Annotated in this window: 26 protein-coding genes; 8 read left to right on the top strand and 18 right to left on the bottom strand. The window is 68.0% G+C overall.

What is annotated here, in order from left to right; all coding sequences use genetic code 11:
* Positions 1-22 precede the first annotated feature (22 nt).
* On the bottom strand, positions 23-1,117 hold the full coding sequence (locus ACW14X_RS21280) for a flavin reductase family protein (RefSeq protein ID WP_457163203.1): 1,095 nt from the start codon (positions 1,115-1,117) through the stop codon (positions 23-25).
* A gap of 146 nt (positions 1,118-1,263) precedes the next feature.
* Here ACW14X_RS21280 and ACW14X_RS21275 point away from each other — a divergent pair, with 146 nt between their 5' ends.
* Positions 1,264-1,899, top strand: a complete 636-nt coding sequence (locus tag ACW14X_RS21275; RefSeq protein WP_160027683.1) for a TetR family transcriptional regulator — start codon at positions 1,264-1,266, stop codon at positions 1,897-1,899.
* A gap of 4 nt (positions 1,900-1,903) precedes the next feature.
* On the opposite strand, the gene ACW14X_RS21270 is transcribed toward ACW14X_RS21275, so the two are convergent.
* The 4 genes from ACW14X_RS21270 to ACW14X_RS21255 all read right to left on the bottom strand — a co-directional run bounded on the left by ACW14X_RS21270 (position 1,904) and on the right by ACW14X_RS21255 (position 6,499).
* Positions 1,904-3,469: an MDR family MFS transporter gene (locus ACW14X_RS21270; RefSeq protein WP_457163202.1), complete on the bottom strand. Its 1,566-nt coding sequence runs from the start codon at positions 3,467-3,469 to the stop codon at positions 1,904-1,906.
* A 184-nt stretch (positions 3,470-3,653) separates the two neighbouring features.
* Positions 3,654-4,622, bottom strand: coding sequence for a zinc-binding dehydrogenase (locus ACW14X_RS21265; protein ID WP_350844745.1), 969 nt, complete (start codon positions 4,620-4,622; stop codon positions 3,654-3,656).
* Between the two features lie 145 nt (positions 4,623-4,767).
* A complete protein-coding gene (locus tag ACW14X_RS21260) occupies positions 4,768-5,961 on the bottom strand; it encodes an NAD(P)-dependent malic enzyme (protein ID WP_160027677.1) in 1,194 nt (397 codons plus the stop codon).
* A 163-nt stretch (positions 5,962-6,124) separates the two neighbouring features.
* A complete protein-coding gene (locus tag ACW14X_RS21255) occupies positions 6,125-6,499 on the bottom strand; it encodes a S24 family peptidase (RefSeq protein ID WP_457163201.1) in 375 nt (124 codons plus the stop codon).
* A 54-nt stretch (positions 6,500-6,553) separates the two neighbouring features.
* Here ACW14X_RS21255 and sodN point away from each other — a divergent pair, with 54 nt between their 5' ends.
* From sodN to ACW14X_RS21240, 3 genes are all read left to right on the top strand, one after another.
* Complete coding sequence (gene sodN / locus ACW14X_RS21250) at positions 6,554-6,955, top strand: superoxide dismutase, Ni (RefSeq protein ID WP_160027673.1); 402 nt, start codon at positions 6,554-6,556, stop codon at positions 6,953-6,955.
* A gap of 195 nt (positions 6,956-7,150) precedes the next feature.
* Positions 7,151-7,531 (top strand): ATP-binding protein, encoded by a 381-nt coding sequence (locus tag ACW14X_RS21245; protein WP_160027671.1) that lies wholly within the window; start codon positions 7,151-7,153, stop codon positions 7,529-7,531.
* 49 nt (positions 7,532-7,580) lie between these two features.
* Positions 7,581-8,330, top strand: coding sequence for a SigB/SigF/SigG family RNA polymerase sigma factor (locus ACW14X_RS21240; RefSeq protein WP_350844350.1), 750 nt, complete (start codon positions 7,581-7,583; stop codon positions 8,328-8,330).
* A gap of 3 nt (positions 8,331-8,333) precedes the next feature.
* Here the strand turns inward: ACW14X_RS21240 and ACW14X_RS21235 are convergent, their stop codons facing one another.
* The gene (locus ACW14X_RS21235) at positions 8,334-8,705 is read right to left on the bottom strand and encodes a hypothetical protein (protein WP_457163200.1); all 372 of its coding nucleotides are present in this window, start codon (positions 8,703-8,705) and stop codon (positions 8,334-8,336) included.
* A 293-nt stretch (positions 8,706-8,998) separates the two neighbouring features.
* Between ACW14X_RS21235 and ACW14X_RS21230 the strand changes: the two genes are divergently transcribed.
* Positions 8,999-9,253: a WhiB family transcriptional regulator gene (locus tag ACW14X_RS21230; RefSeq protein WP_008362075.1), complete on the top strand. Its 255-nt coding sequence runs from the start codon at positions 8,999-9,001 to the stop codon at positions 9,251-9,253.
* A gap of 35 nt (positions 9,254-9,288) precedes the next feature.
* Here the strand turns inward: ACW14X_RS21230 and ACW14X_RS21225 are convergent, their stop codons facing one another.
* A complete protein-coding gene (locus ACW14X_RS21225; protein WP_160027665.1) occupies positions 9,289-10,779 on the bottom strand; it encodes a sensor histidine kinase in 1,491 nt (496 codons plus the stop codon).
* 83 nt (positions 10,780-10,862) lie between these two features.
* On the opposite strand from ACW14X_RS21225, the gene ACW14X_RS21220 reads away from it, so the two are divergent.
* Positions 10,863-11,702 carry a DUF2785 domain-containing protein gene (locus tag ACW14X_RS21220; RefSeq protein WP_160027663.1) on the top strand — a complete coding sequence of 280 codons (840 nt, stop codon included), beginning with the start codon at positions 10,863-10,865 and terminating at the stop codon, positions 11,700-11,702.
* A gap of 91 nt (positions 11,703-11,793) precedes the next feature.
* Complete coding sequence (locus tag ACW14X_RS21215) at positions 11,794-11,868, top strand: 50S ribosomal protein bL37 (protein WP_370249596.1); 75 nt, start codon at positions 11,794-11,796, stop codon at positions 11,866-11,868.
* Between the two features lie 80 nt (positions 11,869-11,948).
* On the opposite strand, the gene rsrA is transcribed toward ACW14X_RS21215, so the two are convergent.
* The 6 genes from rsrA to ACW14X_RS21185 form a co-directional block, all read right to left on the bottom strand.
* Positions 11,949-12,212: a mycothiol system anti-sigma-R factor gene (gene rsrA, locus ACW14X_RS21210; RefSeq protein ID WP_160027661.1), complete on the bottom strand. Its 264-nt coding sequence runs from the start codon at positions 12,210-12,212 to the stop codon at positions 11,949-11,951.
* Entirely contained in the window at positions 12,209-12,856 is a 648-nt protein-coding gene (locus ACW14X_RS21205) for a sigma-70 family RNA polymerase sigma factor (RefSeq protein WP_350659898.1), read from the bottom strand. Before ACW14X_RS21205 ends, rsrA begins: the two co-directional genes overlap by 4 nt.
* A 120-nt stretch (positions 12,857-12,976) precedes the next feature.
* Entirely contained in the window at positions 12,977-14,485 is a 1,509-nt protein-coding gene (arfA, locus tag ACW14X_RS21200; protein WP_457163199.1) for an arabinosylfuranosidase ArfA, read from the bottom strand.
* A gap of 29 nt (positions 14,486-14,514) precedes the next feature.
* Positions 14,515-15,846: an ABC transporter substrate-binding protein gene (locus ACW14X_RS21195; RefSeq protein ID WP_457163198.1), complete on the bottom strand. Its 1,332-nt coding sequence runs from the start codon at positions 15,844-15,846 to the stop codon at positions 14,515-14,517.
* 33 nt (positions 15,847-15,879) lie between these two features.
* On the bottom strand, positions 15,880-16,761 hold the full coding sequence (locus ACW14X_RS21190; protein WP_350844354.1) for a carbohydrate ABC transporter permease: 882 nt from the start codon (positions 16,759-16,761) through the stop codon (positions 15,880-15,882).
* Positions 16,758-17,666, bottom strand: a complete 909-nt coding sequence (locus tag ACW14X_RS21185; protein WP_457163197.1) for a carbohydrate ABC transporter permease — start codon at positions 17,664-17,666, stop codon at positions 16,758-16,760. Before ACW14X_RS21185 ends, ACW14X_RS21190 begins: the two co-directional genes overlap by 4 nt.
* A gap of 257 nt (positions 17,667-17,923) precedes the next feature.
* On the opposite strand from ACW14X_RS21185, the gene ACW14X_RS21180 reads away from it, so the two are divergent.
* Positions 17,924-19,012, top strand: coding sequence for a LacI family DNA-binding transcriptional regulator (locus tag ACW14X_RS21180; RefSeq protein ID WP_457163196.1), 1,089 nt, complete (start codon positions 17,924-17,926; stop codon positions 19,010-19,012).
* Here ACW14X_RS21180 and ACW14X_RS21175 read toward each other — a convergent pair.
* The 5 genes from ACW14X_RS21175 to ACW14X_RS21155 are packed head-to-tail and all read right to left on the bottom strand — an operon-like array spanning position 19,002 to position 23,864.
* Positions 19,002-19,871: a fumarylacetoacetate hydrolase family protein gene (locus tag ACW14X_RS21175; protein ID WP_457163195.1), complete on the bottom strand. Its 870-nt coding sequence runs from the start codon at positions 19,869-19,871 to the stop codon at positions 19,002-19,004. The two genes, ACW14X_RS21180 and ACW14X_RS21175, sit on opposite strands and share 11 nt — an antisense overlap.
* A 10-nt stretch (positions 19,872-19,881) precedes the next feature.
* Positions 19,882-21,663, bottom strand: a complete 1,782-nt coding sequence (locus tag ACW14X_RS21170; RefSeq protein WP_457163194.1) for an IlvD/Edd family dehydratase — start codon at positions 21,661-21,663, stop codon at positions 19,882-19,884.
* 47 nt (positions 21,664-21,710) lie between these two features.
* Positions 21,711-22,349 carry an alpha/beta hydrolase family protein gene (locus ACW14X_RS21165; protein ID WP_160027647.1) on the bottom strand — a complete coding sequence of 213 codons (639 nt, stop codon included), beginning with the start codon at positions 22,347-22,349 and terminating at the stop codon, positions 21,711-21,713.
* A gap of 1 nt (position 22,350) precedes the next feature.
* Positions 22,351-23,097: an SOS response-associated peptidase gene (locus ACW14X_RS21160; RefSeq protein ID WP_160027645.1), complete on the bottom strand. Its 747-nt coding sequence runs from the start codon at positions 23,095-23,097 to the stop codon at positions 22,351-22,353.
* Positions 23,098-23,141: 44 nt separating this feature from the next.
* Positions 23,142-23,864 carry a hypothetical protein gene (locus ACW14X_RS21155; RefSeq protein WP_457163193.1) on the bottom strand — a complete coding sequence of 241 codons (723 nt, stop codon included), beginning with the start codon at positions 23,862-23,864 and terminating at the stop codon, positions 23,142-23,144.
* Positions 23,865-24,102 lie beyond the last annotated feature (238 nt).

Raw genomic sequence — 24,102 nt, 5'->3', positions numbered from 1 at the left:
GGGTGTCTCCTTGAAGGAATCGTCAGAGGTCCACGGAGCAGTCGCCCTCGGGCGTGCTCACGCAGATCCGGATCTGCTCGTCGGGGAGCTCGGAGGTCTCGCCGGTCAGGACGTTGCGGACCCGCCCGGAGCTCTTGTTGGTCGTGCAGGAGAAGCAGATCCCCATCCGGCAGCCGGACTCGGGGGTAAGCCCCGCGGCCTCGGCCTGGTCGAGGATCGTGGCGCCGTCGTTGGCGACGGTCTTGCCGGTGCGCGCGAACTCCATCTCGCCGCCGGCCACGCCGGCATTCTTGGGCGGCTTGAAGTACTCCACCCGGAGCGACTCCGTACCCTCGTACGCAGCCTGGGCCGCCTCGATGAGCGAAGCCGGTCCGCAGGCCCAGGTCGGCAGGTCCCGATATCCCGGGACCAGCTTCGAGAGCAGCGCCGGGGAGAGGTACGGCGCCCCGTCGGCGGTGTGGAGGATGTGCAGGTCGACGCCGTGGCCCTGGTGACGGATCTCCTCGAGCTCGTCGGCGAAGATCTGGCGGTCGGCGCTGGGTGCCCAGTGCAGGAAGGTGACCTTGCCCCGGTGCGTACGCCGCTGCAGGGAGCGGAGCATGGACATCACCGGAGTGATCCCGGAACCGCCCGAGATCAGCACGATGTGCTCGGGCACGCGGTCGGGGAGGACGAAGTCGCCCTCGGCCTGAGACAGGTGGACCAGAGTGCCGACGGTGGCACGCTCGGTCAGGTACTTGGAGATGCTGTAGGGGGTCGTGTGCTCGTCGTCGTGGGCACGCACCGTGATGGTGAGCGGCTCACCCGGCTTCCCCTCGGTGTTGGAGACGGTGAAGACGCGGGTGGTGCGCCGCCCCTCGCCCGTGTCGATGCCGACACTGACGTGCTGGCCGGCGCGGTGGCCGCGCCAGGTCGAGGTGGGCTGGAGCGTCACGGTCGCCACCCGGGGCGCGCCGGGCGCGCTCACCTCCGGGTGGATGTCGGTGATGCGGGCGCGCACCTCGTGCGCGGCCAGCATCGGGTTGATCTGGGTCAGGTAGCGGTCGATGCCGTGCGGTGAGGCGAGCGCCGCAACCGTGCGGGAGCGGAGGATCCGGCCGCCGAGGTCGAGTGCCATGTGTTTCGCCTTTCAGTGAACATCTGTACACCGACAACCATGGCGGGTCACCACAGCACGCGTCAAGACGCCACGGACGTGGTCCAGGTCACGGTGTACAGGTGTGCACCTGACGGTCCGCCGACCGCTGCCCCTAGGATGGTCTGGTGATCGATACGGGTGCGGAGCCGGAGAGCCGTGCGGAGCGCAAGCTCCGGACCCGGCGAGCGATCCTGGACGCGACGCTGGAGCTGTGCACCGACAGCTCGCTGACGGCGCTCTCGCTACGCCAGGTCGCCAAGCAGGTCGGCATCGTGCCGACCGCGTTCTACCGCCACTTCGACTCCATCGAGTCGCTCGGGCTGGCGCTGGTCGAGGAGTCCTTCGACTCGCTGCGCGACCTCTTCCGCGACGTACGCCGCAACGCCCAGGCCGACCAAGACATCGTCGACGGCTCGATCGATGCCCTCGTCGACCACGTCCACCGGCGCCGCGACCACTTCGGCTTCATCGCCCGCGAGCGTGTCGCCGGTCCGCGTTCGGTGCGCGATGCCATCCGGCGCGAGATCGAGCTCTGCGAGCGCGAGCTCGCCACCGACCTGGCGCTGATGACCGGCACCGACACCTGGACGGCCAAGGACCTGCACGTGCTCTCGTCGCTGTTCGTGACCGTCCTGGTCGCGACCGCCGAGCAGATCCTCTCCACCACCCGCCCCGAGCAGGAGGAGCAGATCGTCGCCACCGTGCGCACCCAGCTGAGGATGCTGCTGATCGGCGTCTATCAGTGGCGCTCGGAGCCGTAGCCGACTAGCAGCCGCACACCGCGGTCTTGCGGCCGTGCTCGCACAGCTCGGCGAGCTCGGCATCGATATCGGCACCCGGCTCCCCCGCCGAGTCCTCAGCAGAGTCTTCAGCCGAGTCCTCAGCAGAGTCCTCGTCAGACTCGCCGTAGCCCTCGGCCCGAGCCGGCAGCAGGACAGCCATCACGACCACGATCAGAGCCAGCGCGGCGCTGACCATGAATGCGGACTGCAGGCCGCTCACCTGGGCCGCGACGGCACCGACCTCGTCGATGACCTGGTCGCTGCGTACGGACATCACGGTGACCGCCAGGGCGGTGCCGAACGCCGCCGCGACCTGCTGGAGCGTGCCCAGGATCGAGGAGCCGTGGGAGTAGAGGTGCGACGGCAGCGACCCGAGACCCAGCGTGAAGACCGGGGTGAAGGCAGCCGCCAGGCTGACCATCAGGATCAGGTGGAGCACCAGCACGAGCAGGTAGGGCGTGGTCAGCGAGATCTGGGCGAGCCCGGCGAGAGCGACCACGATGCCGACGGAGCCAGGGATGACGAGCACCCGGCCACCGTAGGTGTCGAAGATCCGCCCCACGGTCGGCCCGAGCAGACCCATGGCCAAGCCACCGGGCATGACCAGCAGACCGGTCATCAGCGGGGACAGACCGCGCACGGTCTGCAGGTAGAGCGGCAGCAGGATCATCGAGCCCATCATCGCCAGGAACGCGATCGCCATCAGGACCAGCGACTTGGTGAAGGTGGGGTGCAGGAACGCGCGCAGGTCCAGCAGCGGCGATCCGACCCGCTGCAGCCGGAGCTGACGGAGCACGAACGCGAGGATCAGCAGGGCACCGAAGGCCGCGATGACGACCGGACGCCCGACCTCACCCTCGGCGAACCGGCTCAGCCCGTAGACGAGCGAGCCGAACCCGAGCGCGGCGATCACCACGGAGGCCCAGTCCACGCTCGACTCCGCGGGCTCGTTGACGTTCTCCAGCCGACGCAGCCCGGACCAGGCGACACCGACGGCGATCGGCAGGACCAGCAGGAAGAGCAGTCGCCACGAGCCGAAGCCGAGGATCAGCCCGGAGATCGTCGGGCCCAGCGCCGGCGCGACCGAGATCGCCATGGTGACGTTGCCCATCACCCGACCCCGGTCGTTCTCGTCGACCACCGTCATCAGCGTGGTCATCAGCAGCGGCATCATCACCGCGGTGCCGGCGGCCTGGATGACCCGGCCGGCGAGCAGGATCCCGAAGACCGGCGCGATCGCCGAGATCAGGGTGCCGGCGATGAAGACACCCATCGCCGTGGCGTACGCGGTCCTGGTCGTCACCCGCTGCAGGAACCAGCCGGTCACCGGGATCACCGACGCCATGGTCAGCATGAACGCGGTCGAGACCCACTGAGCGGCATGCTCGGTGACCCCGAAGCTGTTCATCAGGTTCGGGATCGCGTTGAGCATGATCGTCTCGTTGAGGATCACCACGAAGGTGGCCAGCACGAGCAGGGTGATGACGGCAGGCGTACGCCGCTTCTCACCGTCGAGTGGACGGTGTGATGTTGTGACGGCAGCAGTCATGACGTGTTCCTCGGGTCGTACGCAGGGGCCCGGTGCCGCCCGCTCTATACATAGATCGAACGGGCGGGGCCGATTTCGACATCACGCCACGAGAAACTTTTCGAGCCCCCCGGCAGTGACACTCAATGGTCCCTTGTTGAACCGGGGAGAGTCGAACGATATTCCGTACGTCACACAGCCGACATCAGAGGGTGAAGACGACCTTCCCGAAGAGATCACCGGCGTGCATCGCCTCGAAGCCGGCCTTGGCCTCGGTCAGCGGCATGGTGCGGTCGATCAGCGGGCGGGTGCCGGTGGCCTCGAGCAGCGAGACCAGGCTGGCCAGCTCGTTGCGGGTGCCCATCGTCGAGCCGATCACCTTCAGCTGCAGGAAGAAGATGTTGGTCAGCAGCGCGTCGTCGAGGTTCGCCCCCGACGTGGTCCCGCTGATGATGATCGCCCCGCCGGGACGCAGCGAGCGCACCGAGTGCTTCCAGGTCGCGCGGCCGACGGTCTCGATCACCGCGTCGACCTTGACCGGCAGCCTCTCCCCCGACGGCAGGGCCTCGTGGGCACCGAGCTCGAGGGCACGCTTCTGCTTCGCCTCGTCGCGCGAGGTCGCGTAGACCTTGAGGCCGGCCGCCCGCGCGAGCGTGATCGCCGCGGTCGCCACTCCCCCGCCGGCGCCCTGCACCAGGACCGAGTCACCGGCCTTGAGCCCGCCCTGGGTGAACAGCATCCGGTAGGCCGTCAGCCATGCCGTCGGCAGACAGGCGGCCTCCTCGAACGACATCCCGGCGGGCTTCGGCACGACGTTGCGCCGCGGCACGATGACCTTCTCGGCGAAGGTGCCCTGGTGACGCTCGGAGAGCAGCGACCGCTTCGGGTCGAGGGTCTCGTCGCCGGTCCAGTCGGGCGAGGAGATCACCGAGTGCACCACGACCTCGTTGCCGTCCTCGTCGAGGCCGGCGGCGTCGCAGCCCAGGATCATCGGCAGCGCCTCGGCCTTGAGCCCGACCCCCTGCAGCGACCACAGGTCGTGGTGGTTGAGCGAGGCTGCCTTGACGGTGACCGTCGTCCACCCGTCCGGAGCGACAGGGTCGGGCCGCTCCCCCAGCACGAGGCCGGAGATCGGATCGTCGGATGAGAACTTCTCGGCGTACGCAGCGAACATGCGCCCGACCCTACCGACCTGAGCGGTTACTCGATCAAGGTGTGCAGATCGCGGGACACATCCCCAGCGGAGCTCCGCCGGGGATGTGTGCCTTCGCCTGCATACCCTTCGACAAGCTCAGGACACCGCCTTGCCGAAGGAACGCTCAGGCGCGAGCGACCCCGTCGATCCGAGCGGCCTCGGCGACCGCAGCGGAGACGGCGGGGCCGACGCGGGGGTCGAACGGCTCGGGGATGATCTTGTCCGCGGAGAGCTCGTCACCGACCAGAGCGGCCAGCGCCTGGGCGGCGGCGAGCTTCATCCCCTCGGTGATCGAGGAGGCGTGCACGTCGATCGCACCCCGGAAGATGCCGGGGAAGGCGAGGACGTTGTTGATCTGGTTGGGGAAGTCCGAGCGACCGGTGGCGACGATGCTGGCGTACTTGTGCGCCACGTCGGGGTGGATCTCCGGGTTCGGGTTGGCCATCGCGAAGACGATGGCCTGCGGGGCCATGGTCGCGACGAGCTCCTCGGGGACGGTGCCGCCGGAGACGCCGACATAGACGTCGGCGCCGGACAGCGCGTCGGCCAGCGAGCCCGAGCGGCCGGTGACGTCCGCGGTCACCTCGGCGATCGCCTTCTTCGACTCGGTCAGGTCCGAGCGGGTGGAGGAGATGACGCCCTTGCGGTCGAGCAGGGCGAGGTCCTTGATGCCGAACTCGAGCAGGATCTTGGCGACCGCGACGCCGGCGGCACCGGCACCGGAGATGACCACGCGGGTCGACTCCGGGTTGCGGCCGGTCAGCTTCAGCGCGTTCATCAGCGCGGCCAGCGTGACCACGGCGGTGCCGTGCTGGTCGTCGTGGAAGACCGGGATGTCGAGCGCCTCCTTGAGGCGGTCCTCGATCTCGAAGCAGCGCGGCGCGGAGATGTCCTCGAGGTTGATCCCGCCGAAGCTCGGTGCCATCCGGATGACGGTCTCGACGATCTCGTCCACGTCGGTGGTGTCCAGGCAGATCGGGATCGAGTCGACGCCGCCGAACTCCTTGAACAGGACCGCCTTGCCCTCCATCACCGGCATCGCGGCGGCCGGGCCGATGTCACCGAGACCGAGCACCGCGGTGCCGTCGGTGACGACCGCGACGGTGTTGGGCACCCAGGTGTAGGTGTGGGCCAGCTCCGGGTTCTCGGCGATCGCAGTGCAGACTCGGGCGACACCGGGGGTGTAGGCCATCGAGAGCGATGCCTTGTCGGAGACCGATGCGGTCGCCGCGATCGCCATCTTGCCGCCGCGGTGAAGCTCGAACACCGGGTCGCCGTCATAGGCGGTGCTCTCGGTGGACAGGGTGGACTCGGTCATAGGGGGCCTCCAGAAAACTACGGACTCGGACGTCGGGCGGTCGAACGCGAGCCGAAGGGTGGAGCCGCGCAAGGCGCCATCTACAGGGATGTGATGCCCGGATGGCAGTTTCCCACAGGCTACCGGAGGAAGCGGTTGATGTTTCCTACAGGTGACGAAGCCCTCATCTGGAGCCCTCATCCAGAGACTCACCCAGGAAACGTGGGCGTGGCCAGAGTCGGGCCACGACGACGCCGAGCACGTCGGAGTCCGCGACGGGCCCCCGGTGACGGGAGTCGATCACCCCGGGAGCGGCCGGGTTGTCCGAGAGCAACCACCACCCGGGGCGCCCGGAGACGGTCGTACGTCGCCCCACCGCCCGCTTCACCACGACCGCCCCGTCGGCGAGCCGGGCGACGACCACGCACCCGGGCTTCGGCGTACGTCCGTAGGAGACCCACAACCGGTCTCCTGCTCGCAGCGTCGGCTCCATCGAGACCCCTACGACCTTCGCCATCCCCCAGCTGTGTCGGGGTGCCCTGGCCGCGATGTCTTCCATGCGGAGTAGTGTCGCAATCCGTAGGACACATGAACACTCTTTGAGAGGACCCGCATGTTCGCGCGACTTTTCGCTCCCACCATCGAGGTCTCGGCCCACTGCGACCTGCCCTGCGGCGTCTACGACCCCGCCCAGGCCCGCATCGAGGCCGAGTCCGTCAAGGCCGTCATCGCCAAGGCCCTGGACAGCGACGACCCCGACTTCCGCACCCGCGCGGTGATCATCAAGGAGCAGCGCTCCGAGCTGGTCAAGCACCACCTCTGGGTGCTGTGGACCGACTACTTCAAGCCCCCGCACTTCGAGGCCTACCCCCAGCTCCACACCCTCGTCAACGAGGCCACCAAGCTCGCCGGCGCCTCCGGCACCAAGGGCACCCTCGACCTCGAGGTCGCCGACAAGCTCCTGGCCAAGATCGACGAGATCGCCGAGATCTTCTGGGCGACCAAGAAGGCCTGAGGAACGAAGGCCGACTTGCGAGAAGCCAGATCACGGCGTCAGCCGGGATCTGAAGACAAGAAGGCCTGAGCCTCGATTCAGCCCGTACGCCACAGCCGCTCCGTTCACGGGGCGGCTGTGGTGCGTTAACGGCGCGGCGAGGCCGGTCTCGTTGCATAATCGTCGGGACTCCCACAGAAGGACTGATAAACCCAGATGCCCCAGGTCGAGCTGCGCCTTCCCGCAGAAGGCGCTTACGTCTCCGTGCTGCGTACGACCACCGCCGCGCTCGCCGCGCGCCTCGACTTCACGCTCGAAGACATCGAGGACCTGCGGATGGCGGTCAGCGAGGCGGCGGCGATCTGCCTGGAGTGCGCCGCGGACGCCGCTGACCTGGACGTCGTCTTCGACCTGGGCGAGGACACCATCGGAGTCACCGTGACCACGACCTGCGACGCTGAGGCGGAGATCGACGAGGAGAGCTTCGCCTGGCAGGTGCTCACCACGCTGGCCAGGGAGGTCACCGCCACCCCCGACGGTGATCAGCTCAGGATTTCCCTGGTCGCGGGAGCGACCCCGCTTGGAGCCGCGCGCTGACATGGCGCAGGAGACGATTCGGTCGTCGAGGTCCAGGAGCACCAGCGAGGTGGATGACGCCCGCGCCCGCTCCCGCGAGCTCTTCAGGGCCCTCGCCGGGCCGGACCTGCCCGACGCGGAACGGACCGCCGCTCGCGACGAGCTGGTCCATCTCAACATGGCGCTGGTCGAATACTGCGCCTCCCAGTTCTACGGCCGCGGCGAGCCGCACGAGGACCTCGTCCAGGTCGGGGTCGTGGGCCTCCTCAACGCCGTGGACCGCTACGACCTCTCCCGTGACGTGGAGTTCTCGACGTACGCAGTGCCCACGATCCTCGGCGAGATCAAGCGCTACTTCCGCGACAGCCGGTGGGCCGTCAGCGTGCCGCGCCGTCTTCGGGACCTGCAGCAGAACCTCCGCGACGCCACCGCGGAGCTCTCCCAGGAGCTCGGCCGCTCCCCCACGGCCCGCGACCTCGCCACCCGGCTCGGGGTCAGCCTGGAGACCGTCGTCGAGGGCCTGGAGTCCAGCAATGCGTACGCAGCGCTCTCCCTCGACTCCGAGAGCGACGAGACCGCGCCGATGCTCGACTCGCTGACCGCCCACGACCTGCGCCTGGACGACGTCGAGGTGCGGGAGTCGATCAAGCCCGTGCTCGACAGCCTCTCCGCGCATGAGAAGCAGGTGCTGATGCTGAAGTTCTTCCGCAACAAGACCCAGACCGAGATCGCCGCCGAGCTCGGGGTCTCCCAGATGCAGGTCTCCCGGCTGCTCAACCGCTCGCTCGCCCAGCTCCGCAAGGCGCTGGAGGAGGACTAGGGCCTAGCGCTCCTCGAGCGCGGCGATGCTCGGCGGCGCGAAGATGCCGACGAGGGCGACGACCGCGACCAGTGCCAGCCCGCCCGCGATCGCGAGATCGTCGCGGAGGTTCCAGGCCAGACCGAGCACGATCAACTGGACGAGCACCAGCGGCGCCCGCGCCCACGACTCCAGTCGCCAGAACATGGCGGCACACCAGCCGATGCTGGCGGCGCAGAGCAGGAAGAACAGCCCGCCCGCGATCGCGGTCGTGAGCGAGGCGGCATCGGGGATGCGTACGAACTCCAGCGCTCCCCACGCCAGCATCGCCGCGGTCTCGACGCCTGCGGCGATCACGGTCAGCAGGAGGGTCCAGGGGCGATGCGGCGCGGTCACCTCAGCAGCCTAGAACCCTCGCCAAGCCTCAGAAAATCCGCAGTAGCATACACCACGGGATTTGCGGGTAACTCACCGCGTTACCGAATTGTCTAGCCCCAGGAAGACTGAGTGTTACGGTCCGGTGACGAACCAGACACTGGTTAGGGGTTGTTTCGGCGTCCATTTCTTGGAACTCTAGAGACCAGCACGCACGTGAAGACATTCACACATCCCCGCCACGTGCCGACTCGCAGGGTCTCGAACCACCAGGGCCTTGCCCATCCTACGTCAGAAAGAGGGTCTACCCAGCCATGGATTGGCGCCACCGTTCGGCTTGTCTCGATGAAGACCCGGAACTGTTCTTCCCCATCGGAAACACCGGTCCGGCCATCCTCCAGATCGAGGAAGCCAAGCAGGTCTGCCGGCGTTGCGACGTCCGGGAGCAGTGTCTTCAGTGGGCTCTTGAGGCCGGTCAGGACCACGGCGTGTGGGGTGGACTGAGCGAGGACGAGCGTCGTGCGCTGAAGCGCCGCAACGCTCGCTCCCGTGTCCGCACCGCCGTCTGACCAAGCCCTAGAGGCCAAAACCCCTAGCGTTCCACCTAGAGCTCCAACGGCAGCTCGACCGCAGCTCTCGCCCCATGGCCATCAGGCCGGGGCCCCAACGAGAGCCGGCCCCCGAGCTCGCCTTCGACGAGAGTCTTCACGATCGACAACCCCAAGTTTGTCGATGTGTCGAGACTGAACCCGTCGGGTAGTCCATGACCGTCATCCTCGATGGTCACCTGGAGATGCCCGGCGGGTTGCTGTCGTACGGACATCACGATCTTGCCGGTCTCGGGATCGCCCGGACCGTTGCCGCGGTAGCCGTGCTCGACTGCGTTCTGCAGCAGCTCGGTGACGACCATCGCCATCGGCGTGGCCACCTCCGAGGGCAGCGACCCGAAGGATCCCTCCCGGCGCACCCGCACCGCGACGCCGACCGACGTGACCTCTCCGACCATGGAGGCGAGCCGGTCGGCGATCTCGTCGAACTCGACGGTCTCCTCGACGGCCTGCTGCGAGAGGATCTCGTGGACCAGTGCGATGGATCCGACACGCCGTACGGCCTCGTTCAGCGCATCTTGTGCGACACCGGAGTCGACCCGGCGAGACTGCATCCGGAGCAGCGCGGCCACAGTTTGTAGGTTGTTCTTCACTCGATGGTGGATCTCGCGGATCGTCGCGTCCTTGGTGACGAGCTCACGATCGCGTCGGCGCAGGTCGGTGACGTCGCGCAGCAGCACCAGCGCACCGATCGCCTCGCCACGTGGCCGCAGCGGGATCGAGCGCATGATGATCGCCATCACCCCGGTGTCGATCTCGGTGTCGCGGTGCGCCCGGCCGCCGAGGACGGCGCTCAGCGTCTCCTCGTCGGGGCGCTTGCGCGGCGGCACCAGGGCGCGGGTCATCCCAGCCAGGGACTGGCCGGCGAGGTCGCCGGAGAGCCCCAGCCGGCGGAAGACCGAGAGCGCGTTGGGGCTGGCGTAGTCGACGACGCCGTCGGCGTCCACTCGCACGAACCCGTCCCCCACCCGAGGGGTGTCGGTGTGGTCGCTCCGCTGACCCACCGCCGGGAAGTAGCCGTTGGCCACCATCTGGGTCAGGTCGGCGGCGGTCTGCAGGTAGGAGAGCTCGAGCTTCGAGGGCGTGCGTACGCCGAGGAGGTTGGTGTTGCGGCTCAGCACCGCGATGATCCGGCCGGCGCGGCGTACGGGGATGGTCTCGACCCGCACCGGGAGGTCGTCGCGCCACTCCGGGTCGCCCTCACGGACGAGCCTGCCGGCGTCGACGGCATCGTCCAGGGTGGCGTGGCGCCCCTTCGGCACGAACATGCCCACGATGTCGTCCACATAAGCCGTGGGGCCGGTCGTGGGACGCATCTGACCGGCCGCCCAGAAGCCGTTCCCGGACTTGTCCGGAAGCCACAGCACCAGGTCGGCGAAGGAGAGGTCCGCCAGGATCTGCCAGTCGGCCATGAGCAGCTGAAGCCACTCGACATCATCGCTGTCGAGTTCGGTGTGGCTCTGGGCGAGCTCACTCAGGGTGGGCACGCGGACAGCGTAGATGTAGACCTTGGTAGGGCATTGCGCGGGTCGGTGGTCGGCGCGTGGCCGGGTTTGGCAGGATGTTCCCCATGTCGGAGGCGTACTGGCGGGAGGTCCATTCAACTGGTCTCGCCGTACCCACCGACCGGCCGCTGGGTGACCTCACCATCGAGCTCACCCGGATGCTCGGTGACCCGGATCCGGACGTACGCAGCGGGCTGGCCGTGCCGGCCCTGTCGACCTGGATCCAGCGCGGTGTCTACGACGACCTGCTCGGGGGCCTGGGCGACGGGATGGCGGCCGGCCTCGTGGTCGGTCTCGGCGACTCCGGCAACAACGGTGTCTTCCGCCGAGCCTCCTCGGTCGAGGCCCTGGCCCAGTGCATCGCCCGCGACAACGCCCGCTCGCTGGTGCGTGCGGAGAAGGTGCTGGAGTGGGGCGACCGGATCGCCACCTGGCTGCTGCGCGAGCGCGACCTGCGTGCCTTCGTTCCCGAGCGTGGCTGGGCGCACGCGGTGGCCCGCGGCGCCGACGCGCTCGGCACCCTGGCCGCCTCCGAGCACCTCGGCAAGCCCGAGCTGACGGTGATCCTCGACGTGGTCGCCGACCGGGTGCTCGCCCGAGGGGACACCATCTACGCTCACGGCGAGCCCGACCGGCTGGCGGCGGCCACGATGTCCGTGCTGCGCCGCAACCTGGTCCCGCTCAACATCATGGAGCCGTGGATCAACCGGATCGTCACCGTCGCCACCGCCACCCCGGAGACGCCCGACCGCGACCCGTTCCTGCTCACCGGCAACGCCGAGGCGTTCCTGCGGGCCCTCTACATCCAGCTCGCGCTCAGCAACGACATCCCGCAGATCCGCGGCGACCTGCTGCTGGTCGTCGTCGCCGCCCTGAAGAAGTCGAACGCCACCTACCTGACGTGACTGCGGGTCGAGATTCGCCCTCCCGCACCTGGGTTTGAGAGACTGTGCCGAGGCCCCTCGGGGTCTACGTACCCCAATGGAGGAGATCATCATGGGCAAGACTGGCCGCAAGCGCCGCGCGCGCCGCAAGAAGGGCGCGAACCACGGCAAGCGCCCCAACAGCTGACCACAGCTGTAAAAGACGTGAGAGCCCCAGCCGATTCGGCTGGGGCTCTCGTCGCGTCTATGGCCCGATGATGCGGGCCGTCAGGACCTCGTGCGGAGCTCCTGGATCTGGACCATGATCTTCGCGCGCAGGTCGCCGGGGGCGACCTCGGTGCACGAGCGCGCCACGACCGCCTTGACGATGCGCTGCTGGTCGTACGTCTCCAGGCAGGGGTTGCACGTCTGCAGGTGGTGCTTGACCTGGTCGGCGTCCGCCGCGGTCAGCTCGTTGTCGATCAGGAAGACGATCTGCTCGAGGAAGTCCGCGCAGTCGGTCGGTGACGCGTCATGTTTGTGGGCACTCATGACGCACCTCCACGAGCGCCGGTGAGGTCGTTGGTGCGGACGTAGTCCGAGAGAAGATCGCGCAGCTGGCGCCGGCCGCGGTGAAGCCGCGACATCACGGTGCCGATCGGGGTTTCCATGATCTCGGCGATCTCCTTGTAGGCGAATCCCTCGACGTCGGCGAGGTAGACAGCGAGCCGGAACTCCTCCGGGAGGCGCTGCAGCGCGTCCTTCACCTGGGAGTCGGGCAGGTGCTCGAGCGCCTCCATCTCCGCGGACTTCAGGCCGGTCGAGCTGTGCGACTCGGCCCGCGCCAGCTGCCAGTCCTCGACGTCCTCGGACATCGACTGCTGCGGCTGGCGCTGCTTCTTGCGGTAGGTGTTGATGAAGGTGTTCGTGAGGATGCGGTAGAGCCAGGCCTTCAGGTTGGTGCCGGGCTTGAACTGATGGAAGGAGGAGTAGGCCTTGGCGAACGTCTCCTGCACCAGGTCTTCCGCATCGGACGGGTTGCGGGTCATCCGCATCGCCGCCGAGTAGAGCTGGTCGAGGAAGGGCAGCGCGTCCCGCTCGAAGCGCAGCGCGCGCTCCTCGGGTGTCTCGGTGGCCAGGTCGACGACCTCATCGTTGTTGTCGCTCATCACGTCCCAGGGTACGCGCGCGACCATCGGGGCGCTCATCGGCGACATATTTGCCACCGGGCGTTCGAGCAGAATGGTCATGTTGCGTGAACGCCGCGACGGCCGCCAAACATTCCCTGCTGTCCGCGGACCCGGCCGACCGCTGCGTCAGGACGTCTGCAGGACGAACATGCTCCATGAGGCCGGCGGCAGGTCGGCCTCGAGCGCGCCACCCACGACCTTCGCCGAGTCGTACGCCTTCGGCACCACCCGGTCAGGATCCTCCATGCTGTTCACCGCGAACAGGTCCTCGCCACCGAGGACCGCCGCCTCGACCAGCTCGACACGGCCGAAGTAGCGCACGTCGGCGGAGAAGGGCATGGCCTCCGACGGATGCCGGTTGACGACGAACACCGCCACACTGCCGTTCTCCGGATCGTGGGTCGCCACGGCGTCGAGGACGGAGACGTCGCCGTGCTTGGCGGTCGCCATCGTCGGCGCGACCACCCGCGGCTCGAGGACCTCACCCTGCGCGAATCGGGCAGTCAGCGAGAACGGGTGGAAGATCGACTGTCGCCACGCCGGCCCACCGGGCTCGCACCTGATCGAGCCGATGGTGTTGACCAGCTGGGCCTGGCAGGCGGCGGTCACCCGGTCGCTGTGCTTGAGCAGCGTGATGAGCAGAGAGCCGACGACGACGGCGTCGAGCGCCGTGTACGCGTCCTCGCTGAGCCGAGGCGCGGAGGTCCACTCCTCCGGCATGCCCTCCTGCTGGAACTTCTTCAGGTACCAGACGTTCCACTCGTCGAAGGAGATGTTGATCCGCTTCGGCGAGGAGAGCTTCGCCCCGATGTGGTCGGCGGTCGCGACGACCTCCCGGATGAAGAGGTCCATGTCGACCGACGAGGCGAGGAAGCTTGCGACGTCGTCGCCCTCGAGCTCGTAGTAGGCGTGCGCCGAGACGAAGTCGACCACGTCGTAGGCGTGCTCGAGCACCGTCGCCTCCCACGCGCCGAAGGTCGGCATCGACCGACCCGAGCTGCCGCAGGCGACCAGCTCGAGGTCGGCGTCGTACTGACGCATGCCGCTCGCCACCTCCTTGGCCAGGCGGCCGTACTCCTCGGCCGTCTTGTGGCCCAGCTGCCAGGGGCCGTCCATCTCGTTGCCGAGGCACCACATCCGGATGCCGTACGGCTCGATGGCGCCGTGCGCGATACGACGCTCGGACAGCTCGGTTCCGCCGGGGTGGTTGGCGTACTCGAGCAGCTCGAGCGCCTCCGGCAGGCCGCGCGTCCCCAGGTTCACCGCCATGATGGGCTCGATGGCGGCCTTTCTCGCCCAGGTCATGAACTCGTCGAGACCGAACGCGTTGGTCTCGATGGTCCGCCACGCCGGGTCCAGGCGGGTAGGCCGCTGGTCGCGCGGCCCCACTCCGTCCTCCCACTTGTATCCGGAGACGAAGTTGCCTCCGGGGTAGCGAACAGCGGTCACCCCGAGCTCCCGTACGAGATCCAGTACGTCACCTCGCAGGCCGTCGCCGTCCGCCGTCGGATGCCCCGGCTCGAAGATGCCGCCGTAGACGCAGCGCCCCATGTGCTCCACGAACGACCCGAAGATCCTCCTGTTGACGGGGGCGACGGTGAACGCCGGATCGATCGCGAGCTTGCCGTTCTCCATGGGTTCCTCTCTCTGGTCCGGGGCAGCGTCTACTTGAGCTGGTTCTCCAGATCGGCCTGCGCCTGGTCCAGCGCCTGCTTGGCCGGGACGCCGTCCCCGAAGATCTGGTTGTACGTGCTGGTCGTGAACACCTCGTCGACCTTGGGCAGGTTCGGGTCCGCGAAGGACTCGAAGTGGCCGATGTCGCCCTTGACCTGGTTGAGCACGTCGAAGAGGTTGGTCCGGAAGTACTTGTTGTACTTGTTCTCCGGGTTGTGGGTGACCTCCTTGTCCTCCCACACCGACATGTTCACCGGGTCGAAGCCGAGCTCCTCCCAGACGGCGACGTTGGCCTCCGGCGACAGCTTCGCGAAGGCGAGCCACTCCATCGCGAACTCCTTGTCCGGGGAGCTGTCGATCACCGCGGTGCCGGTGCCGCCGCCACCGATCGTGGCGACCTCACCGCCCTCGATGACCGGCGCCGGCGCGATCGCGACGTCGCCGGCAAGGTCGGGCATGTAGTCGACGAACCGGGAGGTGTACCAGGCCGGGTAGACGACGGCCGCGTACTCGCCGTTGTTGATGGGGCCGTAGGCCTCCTCGATGTCCGGGCTACCGCCCGGGATGGTCGAGAGCGCGCCGGCCTTCTGCATCTCCTGCAGCAGCTCGACCGCCTCCACGACCTCAGGGCTGTTCACGGTGACGTTGCCGTCCTCGTCGAACAGGTTGCCGCCGAGCTGCGCCATGACCAGCGGCTGCATGATGTTGGTGTCGGTGCTGGCGATGCCGAACGCCTTGCCGGTCGCCTTGTTGTACTTGGCGCCGGCCGCCTTGAAGTCGTCCCAGGTCTCGATGGTCGTGTAGTCGACCCCGGCCTTCTCCAGCAGCGGGACGTTGTAGAAGGCCACCTGAGCTCCGACGTGGGTCGGATAGCCGAGCTGCTTCCCCTCCCGGTTGTAGAGGTCCATCCGGGCCTGCACGATGTCGTCCTGGTACGGCTCGGCGGCGTCGGACAGCTCCGCCAGCGGCGTACGCCCGTCCTCGGTGACGAAGTTGGAGAACTTGTTCACCTCGATGTCCACGACGTCGGGGAGCCCCTTGCCGGAGTTCACCGCCAGCTGGAGCTTGTTGTGCATCTCGTCGTACGGGAAGACCGTGACGTCGAGCTTGATCTCCTTGTCGGGGTTCTTCTCGTTCCACTGCTCGGCCATCGCCTCGTAGTAGGTGCCGTGCAGCTCGGCGAACACCCACATGTCGATGCTGGTGCGGCCCTGAGCGTCAGGTCCGCCTTCGTCCTCGGATCCGCCGCCGCAGGCGCTCAGCGCGAGCGTCGCGGCGAGTCCTGCGGCGAGGAACGAGGTGATTCTCCGCGTTGTCGTCATGGTTTCTCTCCATCTGTGAGGTTGTGCAAGGGGTCACCCCTTGAGCGCCCCGGCCGTCATCCCTGCGACGAAGAACCGCTGGAAGAGCAGGAACAGCACCAGGATGGGAAGGAGCGAGAACATGGACCCGATGATGAGCAGCTCGTAGTTGTTCTCATGCGGGGTCAGCAGGGTGTTGAGCCCGATCGGGAGGGTGAACTTCGACTCCGAGCGCAGCACCAGCAGCGGCCAGAGGAAGTTGTTCCAGATGATCATCCCGTTGAGGATGGCCATCGCCGCGAACGCCGGTTTCGCCACCGGCACCACGATCTTGAAGAAGATGCCGAACTCCGTGGCGCCGTCCATGCGGCCCGCCTCGAGCAGATCCTTCGGGATGCCGAGGAAGTATTGCCGGAAGTAGAAGATCGTCACCGAAGCGGCCAGGAACGGCAGCACGATCACCGAGTAGGAGTCGGCCAGGCCGACGTCGTTCACCAGCACGTACAGCGGGAGCATCATGATCTCGAACGGCACGGCCATGAGCAGCAGCACGGCGATGAACAGCGCGGTCTTGCCCTTGAAGTCGTAGACCGCGAAGCCGTACGCCACGAACGAGCTGACCAACAGCGTCCCGGCCACCTGCGCGACGGTGAGCAGGATCGAGTTGGCGAACCAGCGGAAGTACGGCCCGGAGTCGGTGAAGAGCATCACGTAGTTGTCCAGCGACAGCGAGCCGAGGTCGATGTCGAAGGAGAGCCCCCGCCGGATGACGTCGTTGCCGTCCTGGAACGTCGCCACGAACATGATCAGCAGGGGAGCGAGCACGACAAGGGTCAGCACCAACAGGATGATCGTCATCAGGAGCGCGGTCTGGATCGAACCGTGGATCCAGTACGGCAGCTGGACCCTGGTCCGCGCGGTCGGCTCGGCGCTCATCGGGCGCTCTCCTTCTTGAAGGTTCCGCTGAGCGTGAGGAACGTGAGGTTGATGGTCATGATGACCACGAGCAGCACGACACCGACCGCGGAGGCGAAGCCCAGGTCGTTCTGCTCGATCCCGCGCCGGTAGAGGTAGCCGATCACCGTCAGCCCCTGGTCGTTGGGCGAGGAGTTGCCGCGGTAGAGCATGAAGCTCTCCAGGAACATCGCCAGACCGCCGTACACGCTGATGGTGGTGACGTAGACGATGGTCGGCTTCAGGTTGGGCAGGGTGATGTGGAAGAACTGCTGCAGCTTGCTGGCCCCGTCGATGGTCGCGGCCTCGTAGTACTCCTCCGGGATGGCCTGCATGCCGGCGAGGAAGTAGAGGATGTTGACGCCGGTCCAGCGCCACATCGCCAGCGCCAGCAGGGCGATCAGCCCGCCGGTGTCGATGCGCAGCCATCGGACCGGCTCGAGGCCGAAGACCCCGACGATCTGGTTCATCAGTCCGGTGCCGGTCTCGGCGAACATCAGCCGGAAGATGATCCCGGCGACGACGACCGAGGTCAGCGCCGGCACGAACATCGAGGCCTTGAAGACCGCTTTGACGCGCGCGCTGCCGATCTTGGAGTTGATGAGCGCGGCCAGCACCAGCGGGATCGGGATCAGGAGCGCGATGGTCAGCACCATGTAGCGGGCACTGTTGAACATCGCCTTCCAGAAGAGCCGGTCCTCCCAGAGCCGCTGATAGTTGTCCAGACCGATGAAGGCGGCCTGCCCGAAAACCACCTCCTGGGTGCTCAGCAGGAAGGTACGAACGAGCGGGATCATCCAGAAGGCGAGCAGCGTGATCACGAACGGCGCGATGAAGAGGTAGGGCGCCGCCCTCTGCGAGTACAGCAGCCGCCGGAGAACGACCATCTGAAGACTCCTCTTCGCTGAGGTATCCAACGCGCGTGGGGCATCGAACCACCACCGGTTTACGACGATGCACGCCTCTCACCAGCGGATTTACTACGTGGTAATCAGCGCATATCCTTGTCCTGCGCTCAGACCCTGTCAAGACCCGAACGTGACATTCGCCACACGGAGTGTGCGAAAGGGCAGCCGGGGTCGGACGCAAAATGGCGATGTAGGCTGCCCCCTGACCTGGGGGCACGAGGGAACACGAGGCGACGATGGCTGTGACGATGCGCGAAGTCGCGGCCATTGCCCGTGTCTCGCCCAAGACCGTGTCCAACGTGGTGAACGACCATCCGAACGTCCACCCGGACACGCGTGCCCGCGTGCAGAAGGCGATCGCCGAGCTGGGCTACCGGCCGAACCATTCCGCGCGCGGCCTGCGTTCCGGCCGCACCGGCGTCATCGGGCTGGCGGTCCCGGAGCTGAGGCAGGCCTACTTCGCCGAGCTGGCCGATGCGGTCATCGCGGCTGCGGCCAAGCGCGGACTGAGCGTCATCGTCGGGCAGCTCGGAGGCGACCGCGAGCACGAGATCGAGCTCCTCACCCACGGGCTCCCCCAGACCGACGGCCTGCTCTTCAGCCCCGAGCGACTCGGCACCGAGGACCGCGACCTGCTGGCGTACGTCGACTTCCCGATGGTCATGCTGGGAGAGTGGATCTTCGGCGGACCCACCGACCATGTGACGATGCACAACATCAGCGCGGCCCGCGCAGCCGTCGAGCACCTGATCTCTCTGGGGCGCCGGCGGATCGCCGTCATCGGCGCCCATCCCGAGGACGAGACCCGGGTGATGGGGCCCTCGAACCTGCGGATCCAGGGCTACCGGGAGGCTCTGGCGGCTGCCGGGATCGAGCACGACCCCCGACTCGAGCGGGTCGTCGCGCCCTGGCATCCGGAGGACGGCGCCGACGCGGCGCGGCAGCTCATCGAGTCAGGGCTGGAGTTCGACGCCATCTTCACCCTGACCGACTCGCTCGGGCTGGGTGCGCTCCGGGCTCTCGGTGAGGCGGGGCGCGTCGTGCCCGACGATGTGGCCGTGATCGGCTTCGACAACATCACCATCAGCCACCTCACCGTCCCCTCGCTCTCCAGCATCGACCCCGGCCGTGCGGAGATCGCGGAGACGGCGGTCAGCATGCTCGTCGAGCGCATCGAGTGGGGTGCAGGGTCATCGCGGCCGGCACGGCTGCACAAGGCTGCCTTCGACGTCATCGTGCGGGAGTCGTCCGGCGGGGCCGCCTCCGGGCCCGCCAAGGCCACGACGAGGCAGTCCGGCGCGACCCCTCAGAGACTCAACGGTTGAGCCACGCGAAGGGCTCCTTCCCGACCGCCACCCGGTTGGTGAGCCTTCCGACCTCAGCGACCTCGATCTCCACCATGTCGCCGGGCTGAAGAGTAAAGCCCATGTCGGGGACGATCCCGGTGCCAGTGGCCAGCGCCACACCGTCGGGAAAGTCGTTGGCGGCGAACAGGTGGTCGACGAGCTGCTGGATCGGACGTACGAGCCGGCTGGACGATGTCTCCGCCGCGACGACCTCGTGCTCGCCCCGGCGGACCACCAAGGTGATGGCGAGGGCGGTGGCGTCAGGGACCTCCCACACGGGCCTGATGCCGGCCGCGAGCGCTGCTGCGCCTGCGTACACCTTGGCCTGGGGCAGGTAGAGCGGGTTCTCGCCCTCGATCGAGCGGGAGCTCATGTCGTTGCAGACCGTGTAGCCGATGATCTCGGCGTGGGCGTTGATCACGACGGCCAGCTCCGGCTCGGGTACGTCGTGGCCGGAGTCGGCCCGGATGCCGACCGGCTCGCCGTCGGTGACCAGGCGCCAGGCCGGCGCCTTCGGGAACAGCTCGGGCCGCTGCGCGGAGTAGACCTTGTCGTAGACCGACTGCTCGGCGCTCTCCTCCATCCGGGCACTGCGCGAGCGGGCATAGGTGACGCCCGCGCACCACAGCTCGGCCCTCCCGTCCAGCGGAGCGAGCAGACGTACGGACGCGACCGGGACCGGTGCCGCGGAGGCGGACTCCACGGTGGCCCGCAGCTCGTCGTGCGGCATCGCGAGGAGATCCGCCATGGATCCGACACCGCTCACCGGGGTGATCGAGCCGTCCCTGCGTACGCCGACCTGCGGGCCGTTCCCGCTGTCATACCGGACAAGGTGCATCGGCTGCTCCTCAGTGGTTGTCGCGTGGGGTGCCCTTGGTCTGCGCCACGCGCTGATACTTCACCGCAGGCTCCAGGACCATGCCGTCGGCGAGCTGGCCGACCATGGACCGCTGGATCTCCTGCCACGGGGTCTGCGACTCCGGCACCGCGAACTCACCGACCGCCTCGCGCCGCGCGGCCAGCTCCTCGTCCGAGACCAGCATGTCCGCCCGTCCCGTGTCGAGATCGATCCGGACACGATCGCCGGTACGCAGCAGCGCCAGGCCTCCTCCGGCCGCGGCCTCGGGCGAGGCGTTGAGGATCGAGGGCGACCCTGACGTGCCGGACTGGCGACCGTCGCCCACGCACGGCAGCGAGTGCACACCCCGCTCGATGAGTGCGGCGGGAGGCTGCATGTTGACGACCTCGGCCGAGCCGGGATAGCCGATCGGGCCGACACCCCGGATGAACAGGATGCACCCCTCGTCGATCTGGAGCGAGGGGTCGTCGATGCGCGCGTGGTAGTCCTCGGGCCCTTCGAAGACGATCGCGCGGCCCTCGAACATGTTGGGGTGCTCGGGGTCCGAGAGGTAGCGCTCCCGGAACTCGTCCGAGATCACGCTGGTCTTCATGATCGCGCTGTCGAACAGGTTCCCCGTCATCACGATGAAGCCGGCCTGCTCCACGAGCGGGTCGTCGAAGCCGCGGATCACCTCGGCGTCCTCGCTCGCCGTGTCGCGGCAGTTCTCGCCGATGGTCCGTCCGTTGACCGTGAGCGCATCCTCGTGGATCAGCCCGTGACGCATCAGCTCGTGGACGACGGCCGGCACCCCGCCCGCGCGGTGGAACTCCTCGCCCAAAAACCTGCCGGCGGGCTGCATGTCGACCAGGAGCGGGATCCGATGCCCGAGCGTCTCCCACTCCTCGATGCCGAGGTCGACCCCGATGTGCCTGGCGATCGCGTTGATGTGGATCGGAGCGTTGGTGGAGCCTCCGATCGCCGAGTTCACGACGATCGCGTTCTCGAACGCATCCCTCGTCAGGACGTCGGAGGGCTTCAGGTCCTCGTGCACCATCTCGACGATGCGCCTGCCCGTCAGGTAGGCCACCCGACCGCGGTCACGGTGCGGAGCCGGGATCGCGGCTGAGCCGGGCAGGCTCATCCCGAGGGTCTCGGCGAGGCTGTTCATCGTGGCGGCGGTGCCCATGGTGTTGCAGTGACCGGGCGAGGGCGCAGAGGAAGCGATCAGCTCGGTGAACTCCGCCTCGTCGATCTCCCCCGCCGCGAGCATCTCGCGCGCCTTCCAGATGATCGTGCCCGAGCCGATGCGCTCGCCCTTGAGCCAGCCGTTGAGCATCGGCCCGCCCGAGAGCACGATCGCCGGGATGTTCACCGTGGCCGCCGCCATCACGCACGCCGGCGTGGTCTTGTCGCACCCCGTCGTCAGCACCACCCCGTCGAGGGGATAGCCGTAGAGGATCTCCACCAGACCGAGGTAGGCGAGGTTGCGGTCCAGAGCCGCCGTCGGTCGCTTCCCCATCTCGTGGATCGGGTGCACCGGGAACTCGAACGCGATCCCGCCCATCTCCCGGATCCCGTCGCGTACGCGCTGCGCCAGGCCGAGGTGGTGCCGGTTGCAGGGCGACAGGTCCGAGCCGGTCTGCGCGATGCCGATCACCGGCTTGCCCGACTGGAGCTCCTCGCGCGTCACGCCCCAGTTCATGTAGCGCTCGATGTAGAGCGCCGTCATCGCGGGATTGTCCGGGTTGTCGAACCAGTCTCGGCTGCGCAGGCGAGGGGCGTTTACCACGTTGTAAACCCTAGCGCCGCCACGCCCGGCCCGCCATGGAGATCTGTCTAGGTGATGACCTCGCGGACCAGCCACTCCAGGGTGGACTCGACCAGGATCGCGTCGGCGTCGGCCTGCGTGATCGGGCCACGCTTGCCGACGACGAGGGAATGGTCGGCGCCCGGGATCGGGGTGACCTCGATCCCCTCCGGGAACTCCTCTGGCTTGCCGAACCTGTCCCGGGTGCCTTGCAGCACCAGCGTCGGCACCCTGGATTCCAGCAGCTCGTAGGCACGCGAGATGCCCGGCTTGGCGATCGGGTGCAGCGGGAAGGCCAGGCAGAGCGCGCCCGCGGCGCCGAACCCGCGCGCCGTACGGACCGCCGAGCGGGCCCCGGCGGAGCGGCCTCCCACCACCAGCGGCGTGCGCACCCGCATCCAGTTGGCGGCCAGGGTCAGCGCCGCGTCGAGGGACTTGGGCGGGGTGGCCACCGGCTTCCCCTTGACCCGCCAGGGCTGCTCGAAGCGGACCACGGTGATGCCCTGGGCCGGCAGCGCGTCGTTGAGCGCCATCAGGTCGTGGGTGTCGATGCCGTTGCCGGCGCCGTGGGAGAGCAGCAGGGTCGCCTGTGGTCGCCGCGCCCGGCGGGTGTAGAGCCGCCCCTGTCCGTAGGGCGTGTCGATCATCTGCGTCGTGGTTCCACCCATGTCATCCCCAGGCTTCCTCGATCGGCAGCGGCTCGACGAGCTCGCGGCCGTTGTTGCGTACGTTGCTCACCAGCGTCGAGACCGGGTAGGCCTCCAGCCGGCCGGGCGCCGCCGGGGTCAGCAGCTCCAGATCGCCCGGACGGGTCGGGTCGAGCCACTCGTCCCAGCGTTCACGCTCGACCATGAGGGGCATCCGGTCGTGGATCCGCCCCAGGGAGTCCTCCGCCTCGGTGGTGATCACCGTGCAACTCCACAGCCACCGGCCGGGGTCGTCCTCGGCCTTGGCGGGGTCGGGCCACAGCTCGTAGAGCCCGGCCATCGCCAGCACTCCCCCGTCCTTGGGGGTGATGAAGTAGGGCTGCTTGCGGGGTTTGCCCTTCGCGTCCTTGGCCTCGGTGGCGTACCACTCGAAGTAGCCGTCGGCCGGCAGCAGGCAGCGGCGCTTGGCGAAGGCCCGTCGATAGGCGGGCTTCTCGCCCACCGTCTCCATCCGGGCGTTGATCATCCGGTTGCCGATCTTGACGTCCTTGGCCCAGGACGGGACCAGGCCCCAACGTACGGAACGGAGCTGGCGCTCGCTGGACGCGTCCCCGTCGTCACGCGGCGGGCGCTCGAGGACGGCATAGACATCGTCGGTCGGGGCTACGTTGTAGCTCTCGGTGAGCGGCTCCTGCAGGCGCAGCTCATCGATCTCGAACTCCTCGGCCAGCTCGTCGGGTTGGCGGCTGGACGCGTAACGACCGCACATACGTTCACCTTAGCGCCGGGTGCCGGTGGTGTTCGGAGGTATTTCTAGGCTCCGCGGGCGAGCTCGTCGAGCAGGAAGCCTGCTGACCTGTCGTTGTCCGGGAGTCCTTCGATCCAGATCCGGTCGGCGCTGTGCTCGACCATCCGCTTGAGGAGCCCGAGCCGTTTGACCAGCGTCTCGTCACGCGGGGCGACCACGACCATCCGGCTGTGGCCGACTTGTCCGACGGCGGCCGCGGTCGCGAAGACGGTGCGGGCGGTCTGGCCGAGCAGCGACATCCGGCGGGCGGTGGCGATGCTGTCGGTCTTCCCGCCAGGGGCTCCCGGGAGGTGGGCGTCGGTGACGACCAACGCGTGGCTGCGCGCCGTGGCGTCCCGGTAGAGGTCCGAGATGCGTTCGCGCAGGTGCGCGAGGGTGGCGAGTCCGGTGAGCGGGTCGGCGCAGGAGATCGTGTGCAGGTAGCCCAGCGTCGCCTCGCTCCAGGCGACGGACAGCGCGTGCACCTCGACGAAGGCCGGGTCGCGACCCTCCATGGCCTGGGTGGTCATCCGAAGGTCCTCGAGGCACTCCCCGAGGGACACACCTGACTCGGCGAGGTCGTGGCCGGCGACCCAGCAGGCCTCGGCGACGTAGTTGCTGCGCTCGACGAGCGCCTCCGCGACGGCCTCGAACCGCGGCGGGAGCGCCGCACGCTGCTCGTCGGAGAGCTCTGTGATCTCAGGCGAGGTGGATGCAGGCGCACGCCGACCTCGGGAGAACAGCCGCACAACTCACCTCTTTTCTCGTGTTTCCTGGCGTTGGTGTCGTTCCTTGTCCGAAGTTGCTGGGTCATCGATACAGTGGTGCGCGCGCTGAACTACCGCGTGCCCACATGGACTTGACGTACGAAATCGGCAACCATGACGCGGTAGCGACCCACATTTTCTGGGTTTTCGCGAAACTTGTTGTCAGATCCGGGGAGGGGCGTGACGTGCGGGCTTCAGCAGTCGTTAGCACAACGCATGT

Source organism: Nocardioides sp. YJ-D4 (assembly GCF_054031495.1).
This window is presented reverse-complemented; position numbering and strand designations above follow the sequence as displayed.